The sequence below is a fragment of the Streptomyces glomeratus genome (assembly GCF_021462825.1).
GTDB lineage: Bacteria > Actinomycetota > Actinomycetes > Streptomycetales > Streptomycetaceae > Streptomyces > Streptomyces glomeratus.
In genome coordinates this window covers 1-13,025 of record NZ_JAKEEB010000043.1, presented here as the reverse complement: position 1 = coordinate 13,025, position 13,025 = coordinate 1, and the positions used below count along the sequence as shown (strand labels likewise).

At 72.6% G+C, this 13,025-nt stretch carries 11 protein-coding genes, 1 tRNA gene, 1 pseudogene and 1 riboswitch; of the genes and pseudogenes, 6 read left to right on the top strand and 7 right to left on the bottom strand.

The genetic code is table 11. From position 1 onward, the window contains the following. Positions 1–60 precede the first annotated feature (60 nt). The 6 genes from LZ604_RS31600 (at position 61) to LZ604_RS31575 (ending at position 4,031) form a co-directional block, all read left to right on the top strand. The gene (locus LZ604_RS31600) at positions 61–1,260 is read left to right on the top strand and encodes a glycine C-acetyltransferase (protein WP_234519370.1); all 1,200 of its coding nucleotides are present in this window, start codon (positions 61–63) and stop codon (positions 1,258–1,260) included. Positions 1,261–1,291: 31 nt separating this feature from the next. Then, positions 1,292–2,197, top strand: coding sequence for a LysR family transcriptional regulator (locus tag LZ604_RS31595; RefSeq protein ID WP_234519369.1), 906 nt, complete (start codon positions 1,292–1,294; stop codon positions 2,195–2,197). A gap of 122 nt (positions 2,198–2,319) precedes the next feature. Then, the gene (locus LZ604_RS31590) at positions 2,320–2,898 is read left to right on the top strand and encodes a helix-turn-helix domain-containing protein (protein WP_234519368.1); all 579 of its coding nucleotides are present in this window, start codon (positions 2,320–2,322) and stop codon (positions 2,896–2,898) included. Next, positions 2,895–3,425: a GNAT family N-acetyltransferase gene (locus LZ604_RS31585; RefSeq protein ID WP_234519367.1), complete on the top strand. Its 531-nt coding sequence runs from the start codon at positions 2,895–2,897 to the stop codon at positions 3,423–3,425. The genes LZ604_RS31590 and LZ604_RS31585 overlap by 4 nt, the downstream gene beginning before the upstream one ends. Positions 3,426–3,466: 41 nt before the next feature. Next, complete coding sequence (locus tag LZ604_RS31580) at positions 3,467–3,826, top strand: MmcQ/YjbR family DNA-binding protein (protein ID WP_234519366.1); 360 nt, start codon at positions 3,467–3,469, stop codon at positions 3,824–3,826. 131 nt (positions 3,827–3,957) lie between these two features. Then, positions 3,958–4,031, top strand: a tRNA-Pro gene (locus tag LZ604_RS31575). A gap of 115 nt (positions 4,032–4,146) precedes the next feature. Here the strand turns inward: LZ604_RS31575 and LZ604_RS31570 are convergent. The 7 genes and pseudogenes from LZ604_RS31570 to LZ604_RS31540 all read right to left on the bottom strand — a co-directional run bounded on the left by LZ604_RS31570 (position 4,147) and on the right by LZ604_RS31540 (position 12,799). Then, a complete protein-coding gene (locus tag LZ604_RS31570; protein ID WP_234519365.1) occupies positions 4,147–5,307 on the bottom strand; it encodes a PP2C family protein-serine/threonine phosphatase in 1,161 nt (386 codons plus the stop codon). A gap of 276 nt (positions 5,308–5,583) precedes the next feature. Beyond that, the gene (lpdA, locus tag LZ604_RS31565) at positions 5,584–6,981 is read right to left on the bottom strand and encodes a dihydrolipoyl dehydrogenase (RefSeq protein ID WP_234519364.1); all 1,398 of its coding nucleotides are present in this window, start codon (positions 6,979–6,981) and stop codon (positions 5,584–5,586) included. An 85-nt stretch (positions 6,982–7,066) separates the two neighbouring features. Next, positions 7,067–7,993: an NmrA family NAD(P)-binding protein gene (locus LZ604_RS31560; protein WP_234519362.1), complete on the bottom strand. Its 927-nt coding sequence runs from the start codon at positions 7,991–7,993 to the stop codon at positions 7,067–7,069. A gap of 364 nt (positions 7,994–8,357) precedes the next feature. Continuing rightward, complete coding sequence (gene gnd, locus LZ604_RS31555; protein WP_234519360.1) at positions 8,358–9,797, bottom strand: NADP-dependent phosphogluconate dehydrogenase; 1,440 nt, start codon at positions 9,795–9,797, stop codon at positions 8,358–8,360. 120 nt (positions 9,798–9,917) lie between these two features. Continuing rightward, positions 9,918–10,570 (bottom strand): annotated as a pseudogene (locus tag LZ604_RS31550) (transporter permease); the annotation flags it as partial. Between the two features lies 1 nt (position 10,571). Beyond that, positions 10,572–11,372 carry a bifunctional hydroxymethylpyrimidine kinase/phosphomethylpyrimidine kinase gene (thiD, locus tag LZ604_RS31545; RefSeq protein ID WP_234519358.1) on the bottom strand — a complete coding sequence of 267 codons (801 nt, stop codon included), beginning with the start codon at positions 11,370–11,372 and terminating at the stop codon, positions 10,572–10,574. Continuing rightward, entirely contained in the window at positions 11,369–12,799 is a 1,431-nt protein-coding gene (locus tag LZ604_RS31540) for a purine-cytosine permease family protein (protein WP_234519356.1), read from the bottom strand. The genes thiD and LZ604_RS31540 overlap by 4 nt, the downstream gene beginning before the upstream one ends. Next, positions 12,791–12,884, bottom strand: a riboswitch (TPP riboswitch). (Overlaps the previous gene by 9 nt.) Between the last annotated feature and the right edge of the window lie 141 nt (positions 12,885–13,025).

The following is a 13,025-nucleotide window of genomic DNA, read 5'->3' as shown; positions in this document are numbered from 1 at the left end:
TTCCGCGCTCGTCCCCCGTATCGCCCGCCTTACCGCGTAAGCACTTTGAGGAGCTTCCCCATGTTCGATTCCGTGCGCGACGACCTGCGCGCCACCCTCGACGAGATCCGGGCCGCCGGCCTGCACAAGCCCGAGCGTGTGATCGGCACCCCGCAGTCCGCGACCGTGAACGTCACCGCGGGCGGCCGCCCCGGTGAGGTGCTCAACTTCTGCGCCAACAACTACCTCGGCCTCGCCGACCACCCCGAGGTGATCGCCGCGGCCCACCAGGCCCTGGACCGCTGGGGCTACGGCATGGCGTCCGTGCGGTTCATCTGCGGCACGCAGGAGGTGCACAAGGAGCTGGAGGCACGGCTGTCCGCGTTCCTCGGCCAGGAGGACACGATCCTGTACTCCTCCTGCTTCGACGCCAACGGCGGTGTCTTCGAGACCCTCCTCGGCCCCGAGGACGCCGTCATCTCCGACGCCCTCAACCACGCCTCGATCATCGACGGCATCCGGCTGTCCAAGGCCCGCCGCTTCCGCTACGCCAACCGCGACATGGCGGACCTGGAGCGGCAGCTGAAGGAGGCGTCCGAGGGCGGTGCCCGCCGCAAGCTGGTCGTCACCGACGGTGTGTTCTCCATGGACGGCTATGTGGCGCCGCTGCGGGAGATCTGCGACCTCGCGGACCGGTACGACGCCATGGTCATGGTCGACGACTCGCACGCCGTCGGCTTCGTCGGACCGGGCGGCCGCGGCACCCCCGAGCTGCACGGTGTCATGGACCGCGTCGACATCATCACCGGCACCCTCGGCAAGGCGCTCGGCGGCGCCTCCGGCGGCTATGTCGCCGCCCGTGCCGAGATCGTCGCCCTGCTGCGCCAGCGCTCGCGGCCGTATCTCTTCTCGAACACGCTCGCCCCGGTGATCGCGGCGGCCTCGCTCAAGGTGCTCGACCTGCTGGAGTCGGCGGGCGACCTGCGCGAGAAGCTGGCCGCGAACACCGCTCTCTTCCGGCGCCGGATGACCGAGAAGGGCTTCGACGTCCTGCCGGGCGACCACGCGATCGCCCCGGTGATGATCGGCGACGCGGCGAAGGCCGGACGCATGGCCGAGCTGCTGCTGGAGCGCGGCGTATACGTCATCGGCTTCTCCTACCCGGTGGTCCCGCAGGGCCAGGCCCGCATCCGGGTGCAGCTGTCCGCCGCGCACTCCACGGACGATGTCAACCGTGCGGTCGACGCGTTCGTGGCGGCCCGGGCGGAGCTGGAGGGCTGACCGGCCCGCGCGTCTTGCGATAATCGTTTGCATGATCGAAGCGCGGCGGCTGCACATCCTCCGTGCGGTGGCCGACCACCGCACCGTCACGGCTGCTGCCGCCGCGCTCTATCTCACCCCCTCCGCTGTGTCCCAGCAGCTCGCCGCGCTGGAACAGGAGACCGGCCACCGGCTGGTCGAGCGGAGCGCCAAGGGTGTGAGGCTGACCCCGGCCGGTGAGATCCTGCTCGGCCACACGAACGCCGTTCTCGCCCAGCTGGAGCGTGCCGAGGCCGAGCTGGCCGCCTACGGCGCGGGATCGGCGGGCACGGTGACACTGGCCTCCTTCGCCACCGGCATCGGCCTGGTGGTGGCCCCCGCGCTGGCCCGGCTCACGCGCACCGCGCCCGGCATCCGGGTCCGGGTCCAGGACGCCGAGGGCGACGCGAGCCTGCCGATGGTCCTGGACCGGCAGGTCGACGTCGCGGTCGCCGTGGAGTACCGGGGCGCACCGGACGCGGACGACCCCCGGCTCACGCCCATCCCGCTCTACGCCGAGCCCTTCGACGCGGTCGTGCCGGTCACCCACCGCCTCGCCGACGCACCGGAGGTCCCGCTGGCCGACCTGGCCAAGGACCCGTGGATCGGCCCCTACCCGGGCAACCCGTGTCACGACGTCGTCGTCCTGGCCTGCGAGCACGCCGGGTTCCAGCCCCGCCTCGAGCACTCCTCGGACGACTTCCGCGCGGTCGTGGCGCTCGCCTCGGCCGGCGCCGGGGTGGCCCTCGTGCCCCGCTCCGCCCTGCGCGGGATGGACCTCGGCGGTGTGGTCGTCCGCCCGGTCGACGGCGTAGCGCCCACCCGCCGGGTCTTCGCGGCCGTGCGCCGGGGAGCGGAGGCGCACCCGCTGATACGCCCGGTACTGGATGCGCTCACGGAGGCCGCGGCGGTCGACTGACGGCCGGACCGCCGCCGCGGCGGTCGACTGACGGCCGGACCGCCGAGCCCGGCACCACTCCTCTTCATCCCACATTCGGGAATGCGTCTCAGATATGGTGACGGCCGCGATAGGCTCCCCGCATGGAAAGCGACGTCATGGGCTCCGCCGATGTCGACGCCCGGCTGGCCGTACGCCTCGCCGAACTGCGGGCGGAGCGGGGCTGGTCACTGGGCGAGCTGGCGGACCGCAGCGGAGTCAGCCGCTCCACCCTCTCCCGGGCCGAACGCGCCGAGATCAGCCCCACCGCCTCGATGCTCAACCGGCTCTGCGGCGTCTACGGCCGCACCATGTCCCGGCTGCTGAGCGAGGTGGAGGCGGAGCCGGCCCAGGTGGTGCGCGCCGCCGGTCAGGCCGTCTGGCAGGACGCGGCCTCCGGCTTCGTACGGCGGTCCGTGTCTCCTCCGCACCCCGGGCTGCGCGGCGAACTCGTCGAGGGACGGCTCGCCGCGGGCGCCGACATCGCCTACGACCGGCCGCCCGTGCCCGGGCTCGAACAGCACATCTGGGTCCTCGACGGGACGCTGGAGGTGACCGCCCAGGACGTCGAGCACCGGCTCGCCGCCGGTGACTGCCTGCGGCTGCGGGTCTGGGGCCCGACGCGGTTCCGCTGCCCGGGCCCCGGCGATGTGCGCTACGCGCTCGTGGTGGTGCTCCCATGACCGTGATCGTCCGGCTCGGTGGCTCCGACGTGCTCGCCCGTGCCGAGGAACTGGCCGACCTGCTGGCCGACACCGTCGACGACGGCGCCTCCGTCGGATTCCTCGCCCCGCTCGGCCGGGCCGAGGCCCTGGCCTGGTGGCGGCAGCGGGCGGCCGCGGTCGACACGGGGAGTCTCGCCGTATGGGCGGCGTCGGCGGGGGGCCGGGTCGCGGGCACCGTGAGTCTCGCCTTCCCGGACAAGGCGAACAGCCGCCACCGCGCCGAACTGGTCAAACTCATGGTGCACCGCAACGCCCGCGGCCGCGGCCTGGGACGCCGACTGCTGGCCACGGCGGAGCGGGCCGCTGCCGAGGTCGGGATCACCCTGCTCCACCTGGACACGGAGACCGGCAGCCCGGCCGAGTCCCTGTACCGCTCCGCGGGCTGGACCCGCGCGGGAGAGATACCGGACTACGCGACGACACCGGCCGGAGCGCTGTGCCCGACCACGCTCTTCTACAAACGGGTCGGAGTCTCCGCCCCCTGAGCGCGAGCCGACTGTCAGTGCCATTGGCTACGGTGCGGGGCATGCCGGACGCCGAAGACGTACGCCGTATCGCCCTGTCCCTGCCCGAGACGGCCGAGAAGACCGCCTGGAGCATGCCCACGTTCCGGGTCGCGGGGAAGATGTTCGTCACGCTGCCCGAGGACGAGACGTCCATGGCGGTGCGCTGTCCCAAAGAGGAGCGGGACGAGCTGGTGCTCGCCGAGCCCGGGAAGTTCTGGGTCGCCGGGCACGAGGCGCAGTTCGCCTGGATCCGGGTGCGCCTCGCCGCCCTGGAGGACGAGGCCGAACTGCGGGACATCCTCGCCGACTCCTGGCGCCAGGCGGCCCCGCCCCGGCTCCTCGACCACCACCCGGAGCTCGGCCTTGCGGCCGGAGGGTGACGACAGGAGAGCGAGGCAGGAGAGCGACGACAAGGGTGAACGGCGCATAAACGGGTGCGCGACCACCGTCCCGAGTGCGGTATTGTTTCTGTGCACGTTCGGCCGGGGGAAACCCCAGGTCAGGCGGGCAACGGGACGTGGCGCAGCTTGGTAGCGCACTTGACTGGGGGTCAAGGGGTCGCAGGTTCAAATCCTGTCGTCCCGACAGTGAGTGTCGGAAGTTTCCACGGGTCAGGGGCTCTCTTCGGAGGGCCCCTGTCGCGTTGGCGGGCGCAAAGTCCGGACCCTTCCGGATCCGAGGCCGACGCCGGGTCGACGGTTCAGGTCCGCGTGTCGTGTGCCTGCGCGGACCGGTGGTGCAGCCGGGCGGCCAGTACCGCGACGTCGTCCTCCGCGTGCCGGGCGTCGAGGCGGGCGAGCACCGTGTCCAGGACGTCCTCGACCCCCGAGGCGGCCTCGAAGCCGACCCCGGCGAGCCGGCGCAGTGACTGCTCGATGTCCTCACCGCGGCGCTCGACGAGCCCGTCGGTGAAGAGGACCAGCGTCTGGGACGGATCCAGCCGGTAGGTGGCGGGCTCGTAGCCGCCCAGGCCGGTGCCCAGAGGCGGGCCGACCGGTATGGGTAACAGGGAGGCGCGGCCCTGTTCGTCGATCACGACCGGGGGCAGATGGCCCGCGCTTGTGATCGTCACCTGGCTGCGATTGGGGTCGACCTGTTTGTAGCGCAGGGACGAGCGGTAGGCGGTCATGTCGACGGCGGCCTCCAGACCGTGGCCCATCACGTCGCCGACCACGAGCATCGTACGGCCGAAGTGCAGCCGGACGGTCTCGCACCAGTCCCCGCCGATCAGCGCGCTCTGCCCGACGGGGAGGTAGCGGACGGCCACATCCAGATTGGGGTGCGGCCGGCCGGGAGCCGACAGCAGAGCACGCTGGAGCTTTCCGACGATGCCGCTCACCGCGTCATGCTCCCGGGCGTGCCGGATGTGGGAAGCGGCATGTTCGGCGAGGAACGTCAGGACCTCCGTCTCCTCGTGGGTGAACGGTGTCCCCTGCCGGGCGCTCACCAGCACGCCGTAGGAGTGACCGTTCGCGGCCAGCGGCACGCAGAGCGCAAGCCCGGGGTACCCCGCCACCGGGAAAGGGACTGCGCTCTCTCGCGGGCCCGCCGCCTCCTGCGCCGCAGCCGCCGTCGACCAGGGGTCGGGCAGCACGGCCGGGTTCCCGGCGACGGCCTCGTACCGCGAGCGGAACTCACGCCCGCCGCGCAGCACGGCGGCCGCACCACCGACCTGCCCGGCGACCTCGCGCACCAGCTCCGCGCACGTGGTGTCCTCGTCGAGCGTGGTGCCGATCCGCGCCGCCGTCGAGCGCAGCGCACTCAGCCGGGACGGGACGCCGATGCCCGGCACGGATCCGCCCCCGGACGTGGGCGGCTCCGCCATCGCCGGCCCGCGAAACGACTCGAACCCTCCCGCCACATTCACACCCTAAGCACATGACGACTCGGGGTAGGTAACGCGCACATTGCATCCCTGCGAAGACGCCCCCACGGAACGGCACGTCCCGCACGACCGGCGCGCCGCACCGGCCGAACCGTGGAGCTGAGCAAACGCTGCCCCGTGCCGCACATATGACGCGACATCAGCGCTCGACCGGAGGGAGTCTCAGGTCGCCCCGACGGCAGGGGACCGTTCGGCGGCCTCGCGCAGGCCCCCGGCGCACCGCCGTGCGCCCGAGGCGTGTGGCCGCTTCGCTCACAGGTTGATCATGTGCCCGGCCAGGCCGTGCAGGGCGTCCTGGACCGCCTCGCTCAGAGTGGGGTGCGCGTGCACGTTCCTCACCAGCTCGGTCACCGTCAGATCCCACTTCTGCGCCAGGGTCAGCTCCGGAAGAAGCTCGGTGACGTCCGGGCCGATCAGGTGCGCGCCCAGAAGTTCGCCGTGGCGGGTGTCGCTGATGAGCTTCACGAAGCCGGCCGTGTCGCCGAAGCCGTGCGCCTTCGCGTTCGCGGTGAAGGGGAACTTCGCGACGCGGACATCGAACCCCGCGTCCCTCGCCTCCCGTTCGGTCCAGCCGAAACTCGCGATCTGGGGCCGGCAGAACGTGGCCCGGGGAATCATGCGGTAGTCGAGCTCCATCGTCTCTTCACCGGCGATGGTCTCCGCGGCGATGACTCCCATCGCCTCGGCGGCATGGGCGAGCATCAGTTTCGCCGTGACATCCCCGATGGCGAAGATGTGCGGCCGGCTGGTACGGCACCGGCCGTCGATGTCGATGGCACCACGGTCGGTGAGCCGGACGCCCGCCTGCCCGAGCCCGTACCCGGTGGTGCGCGGCTGGAACCCCAGGGCCTGGAGCACCGTGTCCGCTTCCAAAACCTTCTCCTGGCCGCCCTGCGAGACGACGACACGCACTCCGTCGGCCGACTCCTGCATCGACTCCACGCGGGTGGACGTCATCACCGTGATCCCCTGCCGACGGAACTGCCGGGCCAGTTCCGCGGAGACCTCCTCGTCCTCCAGGGGGGCGATCCGGTCGAAGAACTCGACCAGCGTGACGTCGACGCCGTAGGCCCGCAGCAGGTGGGCGAACTCCACTCCGATGGCGCCCGCTCCGGCGATGACGATGCTCCCGGGCACGTGGTCGGAGAGGATCTGCTCCTCGTAGGTCACGATGCGTCTGCCCAGGCGGGTCCCCGGCAGCAGCTTCACGGTGGAGCCGGTGGCGATGATGCAGTGGGCGAAGGTGAGGGTGGTCTCCCCGGTGGGCATCCGGACGTTCAGGGTGTGGGGATCGACGAACGATCCCTGTCCCTCGAACTGCGCGATGCCGTTCTTGCGCATCAGATAGTTGACGCCTTTCGCGCGCCCGTCGGCCACCTTGCGGCTCCTGAGGTACGCCGCCCGGTAGTCGAGACTCACGGCACCGTCGAACCGCACGCCGAAGGTGTCCGCCTCATGCAGCACAAGGTGTGCCACTTCCGCGTTGCGCAGGAGAGCCTTCGCCGGGATGCAGCCGATGTTCAGGCAGATTCCGCCCCAGAACCGCCCTTCGACGACGGCGGTCCGGAGACCCAGCTGGGCGCATCGAATGGCTGCCACATATCCACCCGGCCCCGCACCGAGGACCACCACATCGAAGTCTGTGTTCATGACTCGGCCTCATGCTCGAAGAGGGGCACGTCGCTGAGGTCGGCGGACACCGGGTACTCCGGGTACTCGGACCCGCAGCGGCGGCTCATGACGCGTCGGCGGACCGGAACAGCTCCGGGTTGTGCTCGACGAACTCCCGTACGCCCCACGCGGGCCGCCCGGTGACCTTCTCCACGTCCTGGGTCGCGCGGTCATAGCGGTTCTGCGCGTGCAGCCGCGCCATCGTGGTCAGGTGCTCGACGGCATGGTCCGGAAGGCCCTGCCGGCGCAGCTCGTCCTCGAACTCGTCGAAGGGCGGGTCGACGTAGGTCACGGGACGGCCCAGCGCGGAGGAGAACTCCTCCGCCATGGCCCGCATGTCCTGCGAGACCGGACCGGTCAGCTCGTAGACGCGGCCGATGTGAGGGGCGGGATCGGCGAGAACGGCGGCGACGACATGCGCGACGTCCTCGGCCGCCACCGGAGAGGTGCGGCCCTGCCCGAAAGGAAGCCGGATCGTCCCGTCCCGTGCCATCGAGGCGAAGCAGAAGATCCGGAACAAGGGATTCTCCATGAAGACCGTTGGCCGCACCTGGGTGACGGGAAGACCGGACCAGTCCAGCACCTGCTCGGTGAGCCAGTGCTCGCGTTGCTGCGTCGATTCGGCGGTGCTGGTGAGGTCCATCTGGGAGACCGTCATCTGCGACATGTTGACGAACACCTCCAGACGGCCCCGGGCGCGCGCCGCGGCGGCGTTGACGAGAGCCGCCTCCAGGTACTGCGACGACACGCCCATGCCGAAATACATGCGGTGACAGCCGTCCAGCGCCCGCACCACGTCCGCCGGGCGCGCCAGGTCTCCCACCGTCACCTCCGCACCCATTTCGCGGAGCGCGTCGGCGCGCTCGTCCTCCCGGTGTACGAGCGCGCGCACCGCGTGCCCCCGTCGTCGAAGGTCGTCGACCACCCGGCGTCCCACCGATCCCACACTCCCGGCCGCCCCGGTCACCAGAATCAGCGGGCTGTCGACCACGATGGCTCCTGACGTCTCGGATCGATGCGAGGGTCCGGACGGCCGGACGACCGGTCCGGTCGATCGGTCCGGACGATCGGCCGGCACCGCCCCGGCGACGGCATGCCGGCGGCGGCCCGTCGGCCGACCGGCAGGCCGTTGCCGGCCCTGGTCAGCCTAAGCGCGGCCCGGCTGCACGGCATGTCGGCACCGAACCGGCGACGCGGCGGGCATCGCGGCACGAGCAGACGGCGCCACGACGCCACGGCGAGGCGGCACCGCGACGGCACCCCCGGCCGTGACCGACCGCGTACGGCGTCGCCGGGCCCGCCCGGTCCGGGCTCCTGCCGCGTGAGCCCGGACCGTCAGCCGTCAGCCGTCCCGCTCAGGCCTCCATCTCGGCACGGTCGGCCGTGCCCCACAGCGTGTGGAAGCTGCCCTCGCGGTCGACGCGCCGGTAAGTGTGGGCGCCGAAGTAGTCCCGCTGGCCCTGGGTGAGCGCGGCCGGCAGGCGCTCGGCGCGCAGGGAGTCGTAGTACGACAGCGCGGCCGAGAAAGCGGGCACCGGCACGCCCCGGCGGGCCGCGGTGGCGATCACCTCGCGCCACGGCACCTGCGCGTCCCTGATCTCCGCCGCGAATCCGGCGTCGGACAGCAGGCTGACCAGGCCCGGGTCCACCGCGTAGGCGGCGCGGATGCGGTCCAGGAAGGCGGCCCGGATGATGCAGCCCCCGCGCCAGATCCTGGCGACCGCCCCGAGGTCGATGGTCCAGCCGAACTCTTCGGCGGCGTCCAGGATCATCTTCCAGCCCTGGTCGTAGGCGATCAACTTGGACGCGTACAGGGCCTGCTCCACCTGCGCGGTGAACCGCTCGGCCTCGTACGGGGTGAGGTCCCACCGGGTGCCGCCGGGCAGCCCGCGGTACGCGCCGCGCAGCGCCGCCTGGCCGGAGGCGGCGCGGGCGAAGGTGGCCTGGGCGATGGCGGTCACGGGCGAGCCCAGCTCCAGCGCGGTCTGCACGGTCCAGCGCCCGGTGCCCTTCTGCCCCGCCGCATCGGCGACGACGTCCACGAACGGCCTGCCGCTGGCCGCGTCCACATGGGACAGCACCTCGGCCGTGATCTCGATCAGATAGGAGTCGAGGCGGCCCTTGTTCCACTCGCGGAAGATCTCGGCGATCGCGGCGGGGGAGAGCCCGGCCACCTGGCGCAGCAGGTCGTACGCCTCGCCGATCAGCTGCATGTCGGCGTACTCGATACCGTTGTGCACCATCTTCACGAAGTGCCCCGCGCCGTCCGTGCCGACGTGCGTCGTACAGGGCTCGCCGTCGACCTTCGCACTGATCTTCTCGAACATCGGACCGAGCGCGGCATACGACTCCGGTGAACCGCCGGGCATGATGCTCGGCCCGTGAAGGGCACCCTCCTCGCCTCCGGAGACGCCCGCGCCGACGAAGTGGATGCCGCGCTCGCGCAGCGACCGCTCACGACGCCGGGTGTCCGCGAAGTGTGCGTTGCCCCCGTCGATGATCATGTCGCCGGGCTCCAGCAGCGGGACGAACTCCTCGATCACCGCGTCGGTGGCCGCTCCCGCCTGCACCATGATCATGAGGCGGCGGGGACGCTCCAGCGCCGCCACGAACTCCTCGGCCGTCTCGGCGGCCACGAAGGCACCCTCGTGCCCGAACTCCTCCACCAGCGCCTTGGTTCTGGTCGGGGTGCGGTTGTGCACGGCGACGGTGTACCCGTGCCGGGCGAAGTTCCGGGCCAGGTTGCGGCCCATCACCGCGAGTCCGGTGACGCCGATCTGCGCGGTCGCCTGCATGCTGTGCTCCTCGGGTCCGGATCCGCCGCGTGCCCGCGTGCCCGGCGGGTGCGGCGGATGTCGCTCGGTACGGCTCGTACCGCTGTACCGGTCAAGTACGGACGGCGGGATGCCGGTTGCTCACCGCGAGCAGAGCGATCTGCGCCGGGTCTCGCCCGGCGCCGGCGCGGCCGGTACCGCGATGGCTCCGAGCAGGGTGAGCTCCCTGAGGTCGACGCCGTGGCTGTGCTGGTGGACGATGCGCCGCCACAGCAGCCTGGCCGGCGATCCCGCATAGGTGAGATCGGGGCGGGTGTCCACGCCGAGCAGGACGGCGAGCACCGCGCAGGGCCCGGGCGGCGCGGTCGGCGGCTGCCGGACCGGCACCGCCGGCAGGTTGTCGATCAGGTTGGCCGGCAGGGCCGCCGGGGCCGCGATCCGCAGCCGGGCGGGCAGCCCCGTCCCGTCCGGGACGAGCCGGCCGAGGGCGTCCGCGAGCCCGTTGCCGACGACGGCCCGCACCACGATGCCCGGCTTCAGGACGAGGGCCGGAAAGGACGGCGCCGCGGCCCGTCCCACCGTGAGCGGGTGGCCCGGCGCCGGACGAGCGCACGGCCGGCGAGGACCGGTGCCCCGCCCAGCGCCGGCCAGGCCGGGTCGCTGCCGGCCGTGGAAGCGACCACGAACCCGGCGAGTGTGCAGCCGACGCTCACCAGCGCGAACGGCAGCGGCTGCGGTGCGCCGAAGTCCCCGGCGGTGGCACCGGCGGCGAGGTCACGGCGGAAGAGGCGCCGTCTACGCTCCCGCCTCCCGCAGCCGCCAGCCGTGGTCCACCGGCCCGATGCCGGCGCCCAGCGCAAAGCCCGCCGCGATGGCCGCCGTGACGTACTCCTTGGCCCGTCGTACCGCCTCGGGCACCGCGAGGCCCTGCGCGAGCCCGACCGCGACGGCCGAGGCGAGGGTGCAGCCCGTGCCGTGGGTGTGCCGGTTGTCGTGGCGCTCGGCGCGCAGCCAGTGCTCCTCGCGGCCGTCCGTCAGCAGGTCCACGGCAGCCCCGGGCAGATGCCCGCCCTTCACGAGGACCCACCGGGGCCCGTACGAGAGCAGGCGCGCGGCCGCGCGGCGCATGCCCGGCTCGTCGGTCACCTCCAGACCGGTCAGCTCAGCGACCTCGTCCAGGTTGGGTGTGGTGACCGTGGCGAGCGGCAGCAGCCGGGTGCGCACGGCGTCCAGCGCGTCGTCGGCGAGCAGCCGGTCCCCGTGCTTGGAGACGCTCACCGGGTCCACCACGACCGGGGCGGCCATGTCCGCGAGCAGTTCGGCCACCGTCGTGACCAGCGCGGGCGAGGCGAGCATCCCCGTCTTGACCGCCTGGACGCCGATGTCGTCGACGACGCTGCGGTACTGGGCGCGAACCGCCTCCACGGGCAGCTCCCAGGCACCCTGCACCCCCACGGAGTTCTGGGCCGTGACCGCGGTGACCACGCTCATCCCGTGGGCGCCGAGCGCCAGCATGGTCTTCAGGTCGGCCTGGATACCGGCACCGCCGCCGGAGTCGGATCCGGCGATCGTCAGCACACGGGGCGGCGCGGTCATGCGCGACCCTCCTCTCGGGACGGCCGGGCCCTCCGGGCTTCTCGGCTCTCTCGGGCGCGCAGCGGCGCGTACACCGCGAGCGCCACCAGGAACGCCACGTAGTACGAGACGTCGGCGCCGTGCAGCGCGCGGGCGACCGGACCCACGTACAGGCCGGTGTCCATGAAGGGCACCGCCGCCGCGAACGCCACGGCGAACGCCAGCAGCGGGGGCCACGCCGGTCGCGGCCGGGCCGTCTCGGCGGCGAGATCGATGCCGGTGCCGCGGCGGGCGAGCCAGTCGGTGATCACGATCGCCACGAACCCGGGGATCCAGTAGCTCACGAACAGCAGGACGTTCTGGAAACGCGCGGTCGTGTCGGCCGCGTGCATCCACAGCACCAGCGGGAAGCCGAGCACCACGGCGAGCGCGGCCGCCGCCGGACGCGGCACGCGCACGCCCACGGTCTGAAGCGCCAGGGAACCGCTGTAGTCGTTCATCGCGTTGCTGCACAGTGCCGCCAGCGCCACGGCGAGCAGCCCGAAGGCCCCCGCCGCGCCCCCGCCCAGCAGTGCCTCGACCCCCGCCGCCGTCTGGTCGGTGAGCGCGGACGCGCCCCACAGCCCGAGGACCTGCACGGCCACGAAGGACACCACCAGCCCGAGCAGCGTGCACCAGAACATCCGGGAGCGGGAGGTGGCACGCGGCAGATAGCGGCTGAAGTCGCTGGCGTACGGCGCCCAGGACAGGGCCAGGCTGAGCGCGATGGTGCTGGTCAGCACGAACGCGCCCGCCCGGTCGGCGCCGTGCGCACTGCCGGTGGCGGCCGGGTGGACGCTGCCGGACATCCGCAGGGCGATCAGCGCGAAGGCGGCCGCGAGGACGAAGGTCATCACGATCTGGAGGCGGTGGATCGCCTCGTATCCGAGAACGCCCAGGGCTCCCTGCGCCAGCATCATCACCAGGACACCCACCCAGAAGGGCCAGTCGCACAGCCGGGCCAGCGCGTCCCCGCCGAAGAGCCCGATCAGCGCGTCCCAGGCGACCGACGACAGCCACTGGAGCACACCGGGCAGGGCCACCGCCCGCCCGAACGCCAGCCGGGCGAGCGGCAGCTGACCGGCACCGGTGCGGCTGCCCCACGTGCTCAGATACGCGGTCGGCACCGCGCCGAGCACCGTGCCGAGGACGACCGCGGCGAGCGCGGTGGTGAAGTCGAGCCCGAGCGCGATACCGATGGTCCCGGTGAACACACCGGTCATGGTCAGATTGGGCGCGAACCACACGGTGAACAGGCGGCCCGCGCCTCCGTAGCGATGGGTCTCCGGAACCGGCTCGATGCCGTGCCCCTCGATACGGAGGTCGCCGGGTGCGGTGGGCATCCGCCCGTCGAAGACGGCTCGCCGACTGTCGGCGGGCAGCCCGCCGGGAACATGCGCCAAAGGCATGAAAGACATCCCTCCGCCAGTACGAACTGGTTCAGGTTCGACGGGTGTGATCTCAGCCCCGAGCGGGGCACCCCGTGTCCGGTACGGCGGCAAGATTAACCCGAGCCCCGGGAAGTGGGGGGGGGCGGGGGGGGGGGGGGGCGGCCCCCCCGGGGGGGGGGGGGCGGGGGGCCCCCGCGGGGGGGGGGGGGGGGGGGGGCCCCCCGCCGCCCGGGGCCCCCGCCCC

Excerpts from the sequence above, each read along its gene's own strand:
- LZ604_RS31580 (WP_234519366.1), top strand. The coding sequence starts at position 3,467 with ATGCCGGACGCCGAAGACGTACGCCGTATCGCCCTGTCCCTGCCCGAG.
- lpdA (WP_234519364.1), bottom strand. The coding sequence starts at position 6,981 with ATGAACACAGACTTCGATGTGGTGGTCCTCGGTGCGGGGCCGGGTGGA.
- gnd (WP_234519360.1), bottom strand. The coding sequence starts at position 9,797 with ATGCAGGCGACCGCGCAGATCGGCGTCACCGGACTCGCGGTGATGGGC.
- LZ604_RS31595 (WP_234519369.1), top strand. The coding sequence starts at position 1,292 with ATGATCGAAGCGCGGCGGCTGCACATCCTCCGTGCGGTGGCCGACCAC.
- LZ604_RS31585 (WP_234519367.1), top strand. The coding sequence starts at position 2,895 with ATGACCGTGATCGTCCGGCTCGGTGGCTCCGACGTGCTCGCCCGTGCC.
- LZ604_RS31600 (WP_234519370.1), top strand. The coding sequence starts at position 61 with ATGTTCGATTCCGTGCGCGACGACCTGCGCGCCACCCTCGACGAGATC.
- LZ604_RS31540 (WP_234519356.1), bottom strand. The coding sequence starts at position 12,799 with ATGCCTTTGGCGCATGTTCCCGGCGGGCTGCCCGCCGACAGTCGGCGA.
- LZ604_RS31590 (WP_234519368.1), top strand. The coding sequence starts at position 2,320 with ATGGAAAGCGACGTCATGGGCTCCGCCGATGTCGACGCCCGGCTGGCC.
- thiD (WP_234519358.1), bottom strand. The coding sequence starts at position 11,372 with ATGACCGCGCCGCCCCGTGTGCTGACGATCGCCGGATCCGACTCCGGC.